The organism is Phyllobacterium trifolii (assembly GCF_014192095.1).
Taxonomy (GTDB): domain Bacteria; phylum Pseudomonadota; class Alphaproteobacteria; order Rhizobiales; family Rhizobiaceae; genus Phyllobacterium; species Phyllobacterium trifolii.
Window position 1 is genome coordinate 97,269 of sequence record NZ_JACHXN010000020.1, and the last position, 8,718, is coordinate 105,986.

5 protein-coding genes are annotated in these 8,718 nt (G+C 57.2%); 2 read left to right on the plus strand and 3 right to left on the minus strand.

Going from position 1 to position 8,718, the window contains the following annotated elements:
- The first annotated feature begins 58 nt into the window (after nucleotides 1–58).
- Complete coding sequence (locus FHS21_RS24005; RefSeq protein WP_183664454.1) at nucleotides 59–3,175, plus strand: DEAD/DEAH box helicase; 3,117 nt, start codon at nucleotides 59–61, stop codon at nucleotides 3,173–3,175.
- On the opposite strand, the gene FHS21_RS24010 is transcribed toward FHS21_RS24005, so the two are convergent.
- Genes FHS21_RS24010 through FHS21_RS24020 form a run of 3 tightly spaced genes read right to left on the minus strand, consistent with a single transcriptional unit; the run spans nucleotide 3,163 to nucleotide 5,910 of the window.
- Nucleotides 3,163–4,119 carry a gamma-glutamylcyclotransferase gene (locus FHS21_RS24010; RefSeq protein ID WP_183664456.1) on the minus strand — a complete coding sequence of 319 codons (957 nt, stop codon included), beginning with the start codon at nucleotides 4,117–4,119 and terminating at the stop codon, nucleotides 3,163–3,165. The two genes, FHS21_RS24005 and FHS21_RS24010, sit on opposite strands and share 13 nt — an antisense overlap.
- Before the next feature lie 29 nt (nucleotides 4,120–4,148).
- Complete coding sequence (locus tag FHS21_RS24015; RefSeq protein ID WP_183664458.1) at nucleotides 4,149–5,072, minus strand: nucleotidyl transferase AbiEii/AbiGii toxin family protein; 924 nt, start codon at nucleotides 5,070–5,072, stop codon at nucleotides 4,149–4,151.
- Nucleotides 5,059–5,910, minus strand: a complete 852-nt coding sequence (locus FHS21_RS24020; protein ID WP_183664460.1) for a type IV toxin-antitoxin system AbiEi family antitoxin — start codon at nucleotides 5,908–5,910, stop codon at nucleotides 5,059–5,061. The genes FHS21_RS24015 and FHS21_RS24020 overlap by 14 nt, the downstream gene beginning before the upstream one ends.
- 771 nt (nucleotides 5,911–6,681) lie before the next feature.
- Here FHS21_RS24020 and FHS21_RS24025 point away from each other — a divergent pair.
- Nucleotides 6,682–8,208, plus strand: a complete 1,527-nt coding sequence (locus FHS21_RS24025; protein WP_183664461.1) for a T6SS phospholipase effector Tle1-like catalytic domain-containing protein — start codon at nucleotides 6,682–6,684, stop codon at nucleotides 8,206–8,208.
- Nucleotides 8,209–8,718 lie beyond the last annotated feature (510 nt).

The following is an 8,718-nucleotide window of genomic DNA, read 5'->3' on the forward strand; positions in this document are numbered from 1 at the left end:
TGCACAACATATTGTGTCGTGATACTCTTACGCAACCACTAATAGAGTAGTACGTGTTATGGCATTCCACGGCGTATTCATCGGAGTAGACCGCTACCAATCGGACCAAATCAGCTGGCTCAGCTGCGCCCGGCGTGATGCGGTCGCGCTGCAGGCTTTGTTCGCGGATACGCTCGGCGGTACTACCACGCTGCTTGTGGACGACGACGCAACTCGCTCGGGCATTCACGCTGCCTTTGAAGCCCTTGAGACCTGCACAGCCGACGACACAGTAGTGATAAGTTTTTCAGGACACGGCTCAGAAAGCCATGAACTCGTTACGCATGATGCCGATCCATATAACCTTGCGGCAACGGCCATCCCGCTTGATGAACTGACGGACTGGTTTAGCCGCATCCCGGCGGGTCGTCTTATAATCGTGCTCGATTGTTGCTTTTCCGGCGGGATGGGGGCGAAGGTACTGCAGGTCGAAGCGGTCGCGCGCAGCATCGATTCCGTCGAGGCGCGACTCGCAAGGATGTCGGGTGACGGCCGCCTTATTCTGACAGCGTCCGCAGCGAATGAACCCGCTTGGGAGAATCCCCGTAACGGCCACGGGTATTTTACGCACTTCCTGCTGGAAGCTATGCTTGGCGCGGAAGAGGTCGTCGATGCCGGCCGCCTTCCCGTTTTCCGACTGCTTGAATTCGTCACGCGGCGCGTCATTGACGCGGCCCGTCAGTTCGGCCATGCGCAAAACCCGACGTTGCGTGGAACCATCGATGGCGAGCTGACTTGGCCGATTTTTGTCGCCGGGCCGCGCTACTCCGCAGCATTCCCGGAGCGCGTTGCGGCGCGTGCCACTGCAGACGTTGGCAGCTTATCAGCCTTTGGATTCCCGGACCCGGTTTTGGCCGCGTGGGCGGGTGCTATTCCAGCGCTCAATCAGCTGCAACTCGATGCGATCAATGACTTTGGTGTTCTTTCGGGGGACCACCTCGTCGTGGTTGCTCCGACCTCTTCGGGCAAGACTATGATCGGCGAGCTTGCGGCGCTGAACGCCGTGACTCGGCGGCAGCGCGCGTTGTTTCTGTTGCCATTGAAGGCTCTGGTCGCTGACAAGCGGCGACACTTTGACAGCGTTTATGGCGCGTACGGCCTTCGCACCATTGAGGCGACTGGTGAGACGGATGATATTTCGCCGCTGTTGCGTGGCCGGTATGACGTGGCGCTGCTGACTTACGAGAAGTTTTCTTCAATCGCGCTGACGCATCCTCATGTTCTCGAACAGGTTGGGGTCATTGTCGTTGATGAAGCGCAGATGATCGCCGACCGTTCGCGCGGCGCGAATCTGGAATTTCTCCTTACTCTGGTTCGTATGCGCAGGCGCGAAGGCACCGAGCCGCAGCTTATCGCGCTATCAGGAGTCATAGGTGAAACTAATGGCCTGGAACGCTGGCTCGGCGCGCGCTTGTTGCGGCGCGACGAACGGCCGGTACCTCTTGATGAAGGTCTGTTGTTAGCAGATGGGCGCCGGGAGTTTATTGACGCTGATACGGGTCAGACGGTACGTGACGCGACGCCATTCATCAGGCCACATTTTTCAGGAAAAAATTCCAGCCAGGACCTCATCATTCCACTCGTTAAAAAATTGGTTGAAGGAGGGCAGCAGGTCATCGTGTTTCGCGAAAAAGTTGGCGAGACACGCGGGTGCGCGGGGTACTTGGCCCGCGACTTGGGCCTTGAGGCCGCTACCGACGCACTGAATCGGTTGCCGGCAGGTGATATCTCCCAAGCGGCGGGCAGCTTGCGTGAAGTGCTTGCCGGTGGCGTTGCTTTTCACAATTCTCACCTCGACCGCGAGGAACGGCGTATCATCGAAGAAGAATTTCGACGTCCCAGTTCCGGGCTTCGGGTGATTGTAGCGACTACAACGCTAGCAATGGGTGTGAATACTCCCGCCTCTTCAGTCGTAATTGCTGGCCTGTCGCATCCCGGTGGCTCGCGCTATTCTGTCGCCGAATACAAAAACCTCGTAGGCCGTGCCGGCCGCCTCGGATTTACCGAGCGCGGTGCCTCGTATCTGGTAGCCAAGAATACGAGGGACGCGCAAGACTACTGGCAGCGCTATGTAGCGGCGTCGCCTGAAAATCTTGAATCGCGTTTTCTGGATAGCGCGACCGACCCCTGCACTCTGATCGTGCGCACGCTTGTCGCGGGCGGACGTGCGGTGGGCACTACGCGTTCGGGAATGACAGCCGAGGAGATAGCGACATTTCTGGAGTCGAGCTTAGGCGCGTTTCAACAGGTACTGCGAAACGGCAAGTGGAATTGGAGCCATAATGATCTGCTGCGCGCGGTCGGTCTCTTAGCGCGCAACGGCCTGATCGAGGCCCATGAGGACGGCCGATATGAGCTGACGCCGCTGGGCCGTCTTGCCGGGGAGAGTGGAACGGAAGTCGTGTCGATCATCAGGCTCGTGGAGTGCCTTCGTCCTCTGCGCGCTGACCAGATCACCGACCCCGCCCTGATCGCTGCCGTTCAGGTCACGCACGAGCTCTGCCAGATCTACGTTCCGATGAACAAGAAGACCCCCAAAGAGGGACAATCCTGGACCGCCGAACTATCTATACAGTCTGTTCCGCACCACGTCCTTCGCTGCATGGCACGCGACATCAATGAGCAGCACGAGGAGGCCGCCCGCCTCAAGCGTGCTGTCGCGCCCCTTGCCTTCGTATCGGGTGCTGAAATAAGCGAGATCGAGCGGCTGCTGGCGCGTCATGGCGGAGGCTTTGACGGAGCCGCCGGGCCGGTGCGCAGTATCGCGGCAAGGACGTGCGATGTGCTGGGCACTGCCGCAAGGGTGGCTGAACTCTTGCACCCCGACCTCCAGCTGGGGGACAGGGTGGAACGGCTGAATCTTCGACTTTCACTGGGCATCACGGGCGCGGCCGTTGATTTGGCACGCTTTGCGGGGAATGAACTGACGAGGGGCGATTATCTGCGGCTGACCGCCTCAGGCCTCAGCTTGTGTGACGACATTGTTGCCGCGGTTGACGATGCGCTGCTTGCTTGCCTCGATGAAGATGCCGGTCGCCTTGCCATCGTGCGCTCGGCGGCCGAGAGGTTCATAGCCGCGCGGATGTCTGCAGAAACGGCGGCCGCACCGCCCGTACTTGCGCCCTACGCCGCATGATCGCCACCGGCCTCGGATTCATCGTCTTCGGTGATGCCGGGGTGGCCGTCCCAGCCACATTCTCCACACGCCTGAAAATATTCGCCGTCTGGTTCAATGGCGATGTCAAAGAAGGTGCGAACGTTGCGAGATTTGCAGCGGGGACACTGCTCCACATGATCGGCCCGTTCCCGGCTTAGCAGACGGATGTAATGTTTGATAATCGCATCGACTGCATCTATGGCGATCAAAGCCGAAGTCTTCGAGGCGTTGCGGTGATGTGTCAGCCAATTCACCAAAGGCCAGGCTTTCTCGGTGATCGCCTTCAGGTAGTTGCGCAGCTCGTCATTCTTCTCTCCGGGACACAGGCTGCCGACTATCAGCTTGTTCCATCCGACAACGTCCGCGTCCTTCGGCCGCTCTGCCTGACCATCCACTTCCACCCGGCGGCGCGCGGCCGCCACCAATGAAATCAGACACTCGCGCAACTGCATTCCAACAGCCTGAAAATCGACTGCTTCCACAGCCCTCTCCAACAGATCGGCGGCCTGGTTCTGCCGACGGAAAACTTCCTCAAACGGTGTCGGCTCGCCATCACCGGCGCGATCATCCCGACTCGCGACGCGCATCATCAGGCCGACGTGAAAGGACAGGGTGTAGTCAAGACTGGGGAAGTGGCGCTGAGAATAGAGGTTGGTCATGTTTGTGATAACCCACCAGCGGTCCTTGTCGGTGCTCACATCCCAAATTTCGTAAGGTTCACCCATTACGTACTCGGTTTTAACGCGCTCGACATTCTGCACCGTCTCGTCGCGCGCCTGCCCTTCGACATAGTCCGCGATGTCCTTCTCCGCATAGAAGTCGCGCTCCGGGCTGTACCGGCCAAGTTTATCCGGCGGCAGCGGGTGATCGGGTGGCAACGTGCAATCGCCTTCCGGCTTTTCCACATCTGACACGTCGGCCATTGGTGTCTCTGTGTCGTCTATTGTTGGTTTCATAATGCCACACCTAGCTTCTCGGCAAGATTTGCAACGAGCTTCGCGCGGACATCCTTTGGCAGCTTGTCGAGATTGAGCTGCTTGAATTTCACCGCTGGCAGCTCCGCCGCGCCGGCCAATCCGAGCTTTTTCCAGTCAGGCTCACCCTTCTTGAAACCAACTAAAAATTCACGATGCGCCTGGGGCATACCGCCGATCAGGATTTCAACGAGCTGCGCCCGTGCGGCGTGAAGTTCGGCGAGCGGTACATCCTCGGCGGTCATCCCGGCAAAGTTTCTCTCATATTCGGCCGCGATGTCTTTCTGATTCGAGGCGATGACTTCAGCGAGCGGGCGGCCATGGCTGATGAGATAGACGACAAACCCCTGACGCAACTCGTCGGTGATCCCCTCGTTGGCCAGCAAATCTCTGATATCGAAAAGATCGCGCGGGTGCTGCCGATCAAGGGCCGCCATGATCTTACCCGCATATAAATCCGCGAACGAAACGACCTGGATCTCCGCGAAGCCAAAGTCATCTTCTACGGCTGCCGACACCGACCTTATTTCCGGGGCAAAAACACAGCCACGCAGAACGGGCGTGACTTCGATCTTGATCTGTGTCCGGTTCCTGTCCTGAACGACAAGGCGCGTAAGGTTGCCGTCGTTCTGGCGGCTTTCAAAGACGCGCACGCCTGCGACTGAGTCTTCGATGCGTTTCTTAATCCGCAGGAGCGCAGCCTTGATGGCAGCCAGTGATTCATCGCGAGGCATGACCGGCAGGAAGGTCAGGTCGATATCGACTGACAGTCGCGGCATATCGCGGACGAACAGATTGATGGCGGTACCGCCCTTGAGGGCGAAGTCCTTCTCCTCGGCAACAGCCGGGAGTGTCTGGATTAGCAAGGCGACCTGTTGGCGGTACTGTTCACTGACCGGCATATAATTCCTCCGGCACGGTGATCAGGTAGGTGGGATCAAGGCGACCGCCCGGCACGAGCATCCGCTTCCCGGTACCTAAATTGACGGCGTCTTTGTTGAGGTGCTTGCGCCACGGGTGATTGTGGCGGTCGGCGAAGAAGAAGAACAGGCGTTTGACCTTGATACTCTTGCAGTCCACTAGCAGCTTCTGCAGTCGTCGCGGGCTGAGGGTGGTGAGCCCTTCTATGATTTTGTCGGCCTGGTCGAAACTCTCATGCCTGGGCAGCCCGTCCAGCATTTCAAGGACGGCGCGCTCAGGCGTTGAAAGTGTCAGCGGCCATTCCCACTGGCCCCAGGGCATGACCCGGAAAGAGCTGCCGTGGATATTGTCGTCGCTGACATGGCTGCCGTCTTTGAGGTTCCAGCTCAGACTGGTAAGCCCGGAGTGTATAGGCTCGTTGCGAAATAGCGCCCCGCTGTTGTGATAAACGAATGTGATTTGCAGCGGGAGCTTGTTCAGCCAGGTGGGCGCTTCCTCAGGGCCATAGAGGTGAACCTCTTTCTCTTCCCGTCTGAGATAATGAGAAAATCCGTGGAGTGACAGCGCCGTGTCTCCGCCGACAAGGAACGGTTTCATCAGCAGGGTCTGCAGCGATATGACAACATGTTCCCACAGGAGTTTTCCGCCTGGCTTGCGATAGACGCCGTGAGCCACGCGCTCCAGCCAGCCGTTGGTGACGTATTTCCGGCAAAGCTGTGCGGAGTAGCCGCGCTGCTTCAACCATGCCGAATCTACGACCAGCCCTTGGGGAAGTTCGCGTTGAAGATGGTTTAGCTTTCCTGAAAATTCTTCACTCATAGTTTATATTATTGGCGTTTTCTAAACCAACGTCAAGTTCAGCCTTTACCAATTTTATAAACCCAGAGGCTATAAATATGGTCATCCTCAAACCGACGTAACCGTGACTTGGGCTACGAGGCAGTGTGGCCGACAACCAAGAAACCCCAGTACGCGGAACCATTCCTCAAAACATACTTAGCTGATCTCACGATGACGGGATTGCCCACGAAATAGCGAGGCCATGAGCGACTGCGTGTGGTCAATTTGGAGGATGTCATCAAGCCGAGTGATCCCATGCCGTCAACCGACAAACTCGACAAAGCCCTGTTGCAGATCATCGTCACGCGACATCCTTCGTCGTGAAGGCTACGCGTCCCGATGGAGGACGTTTAGAGACCATAGTAGGCATCCCGCTTTCCAGCCGTGTTTATCAAGTCTTCTTGTGGCAACCCCGCAGCGGCACTAAGTACAGGAAATCCATTCCATATCCACGCGCTTCTCGGCTGAGCACGCTCCTGTCTCACCCAACGGCCATATGCCACTGCGGCGTGTCCGCGGCCGGTTGGAACACGACTACCTTGAGGGAAGCATTCTCAAGACTGGTTTTAAAATATTTTGAAATCTTTCTTTCGCCCCCCTCGATAGAATATTTCTCCCTTTCTATTTTGAATCGTACGATTGCCCAAATGCAGCGCCGCCAAAGGAGCGTCACGCAATAAGTTTACAATGCCCGCTTCCCTTTGAGTATACTGCGGACAGAGGCCGACGGTCTCTAGTGGGGGTTATACTATGGGCAAGAACATCGTTGTGTTCTCGGACGGCACCGGTCAAGAAGGCGGCGTTCGCGCAGAACAGCGCATGAGCAACGTGTACAAGCTCTATCGCTCCTGCCGTGTCAGCCCTGAGAACGCAATCAACCCGGCGGAACAGGTATCCTTCTACGATCCTGGTCTTGGGACCGAGACCTCTGCGACAGGGATGACGGGACTTGTCCGCTGGACGCAAAAGTTGCTGGCGTCAGTGTCTGGTAAAGGTATCACGCAGAACATCGCCGACTGCTATGAGTTCATTATCAATCATTATCAGCCTGGCGACCGCATCTTTCTTTTCGGTTTTAGCCGAGGCGCTTACACCGCGCGATCCGTTGCAAATCTTCTCATGCTCTGTGGGGTGCCTACACGCGTCGAAGAGCAGGTATTGCCGCGATTTCGGAAGACAGTCCGCGACATTGCCGAAGAGGCTGTTCACAGCGTGCTTGAGCACGGCGCGGGCCATCCGCGCGCGACGTATGAAGAAGAACGCCTTGAAATGGCGCGGCGCTTCCGAGCGCGCTATGGATCAGATCACGAAACGGGCGAGAAGCATCGCTCGAACGCTGCTCCGTATTTCATCGGCGTGTTCGATACCGTTGCGGCGCTGGGTGCGAAAGGCTTCAGACGAATTGCCATCCAATCGGGACTGGCAATCGGCGCATTAGTACTGGGCGCAGCCGTTGCGATAGTGCCGTCAATCGTGCTCGGCGCTATTATTTCAGCGCTGTCGACGCTGTCATTTTGGACCATGTTTTGGGCCGGCGTCATCCTCGGCGCACTTGCGGCTCTCTATTTCTTGCGCCGAACCCAGCGCAATGAAACCACTAAGACGATACGGGACTTTCCCGAAAAGGGCGATGTGCGCTCGCATGTTGCGGAGTGGAAAGCTGAGCATTTTGATCGCCTGCTAAGCCGCTTTGTTTGCTACGCGCGGGCAGCGAACGCGATCGATGAAACGCGGCAGGATTTTGACCGCGTCGGGTGGGGCAACACGGTCGGAGCGGCCGTTGCGATTGAGGGACATCAGCGTCTCAAGCAACCATGGTTCGTGGGCAATCACTCGGACATCGGCGGTAGCTATCCTGAGGTAGAATCGCGATTGTCTGATATCGCGCTCGTCTGGATGATTGAAGAAGCAACCGCAGTTCCGAACGGTCTCGAGGTTGGACCTATCACCACGAACGGACAGCCGATGCCACGAACACTTGATGCCGGATCTGCATTGCATTTGTTCCCCGCATCAAACGGCGTCCAGCATTGCGAGGTTGCAGGAATGAGGGACTTGCTGGAGACACGGGTGCCGAAATGGCTTCGATCCTGGACGGCGGGATTAGGTTGGAAGGTAAAACCACGGATGATCAAGCCTGAAGCCATCCTGCACCCGACAGTGCTAGAGCGTTTCGCCATGGGCGAGGTGCAGCAGTGCGCAGGATACGGACCCTATCGGCCAGAGGCGCTTCGCCGGCACGAGCAAGTCAAACAGTACTTTCCTGATGTGCAATAGATTGCTGCGGGGCACCGTCGCCCTCCGGCACGGCTTTACGTCGTGCTATAATTAACGAAGGAATTAAAAAAGCTGAACGACGATGAGCCGCCAACTGCTCAGGACCTTCGCCAGCCTCTGGCCTCCAGGGCCTTTTCTGACAATTGGATCATAACTCCCTCGCAGATTGCTTGAGGTTCTATTGCTGGTTGTTAAAACTGCTGCTGGTGTTCTCGGTATGTGCTTCGAAAATCGCATAATGTCTTGTGTGGTTGCCGCCCGGGATGCAAGAAGTTTTTGAGCCTTTATGAACAGTGATCGAGTGCGGTCTTGTGTCAGGCCTCATGGAAGCGGCCTGTCTGGCGCCGCGGGCCGGTATGGTGATCTGCGGATAGGGTCCTAATCTCGTCTGCGAGCACAAAGGCTCAGAGCCATTAGCTGGTTTTCCCGATCCAGATCTGTTCGATCGTTTTGCCCATTCAGGTCATTGCCTTCTCACACTGCTTTACCGGTGATTGTCGCAGCGACGAT

What these genes read in the sequence shown, in the direction of transcription:
- FHS21_RS24005 (WP_183664454.1), top strand. Translation starts at nt 59, where the DNA reads ATGGCATTCCACGGCGTATTCATCGGAGTAGACCGCTACCAATCGGAC.
- FHS21_RS24010 (WP_183664456.1), bottom strand. Translation starts at nt 4,119, where the DNA reads ATGGCCGACGTGTCAGATGTGGAAAAGCCGGAAGGCGATTGCACGTTG.
- FHS21_RS24015 (WP_183664458.1), bottom strand. Translation starts at nt 5,072, where the DNA reads ATGCCGGTCAGTGAACAGTACCGCCAACAGGTCGCCTTGCTAATCCAG.
- FHS21_RS24020 (WP_183664460.1), bottom strand. Translation starts at nt 5,910, where the DNA reads ATGAGTGAAGAATTTTCAGGAAAGCTAAACCATCTTCAACGCGAACTT.
- FHS21_RS24025 (WP_183664461.1), top strand. Translation starts at nt 6,682, where the DNA reads ATGGGCAAGAACATCGTTGTGTTCTCGGACGGCACCGGTCAAGAAGGC.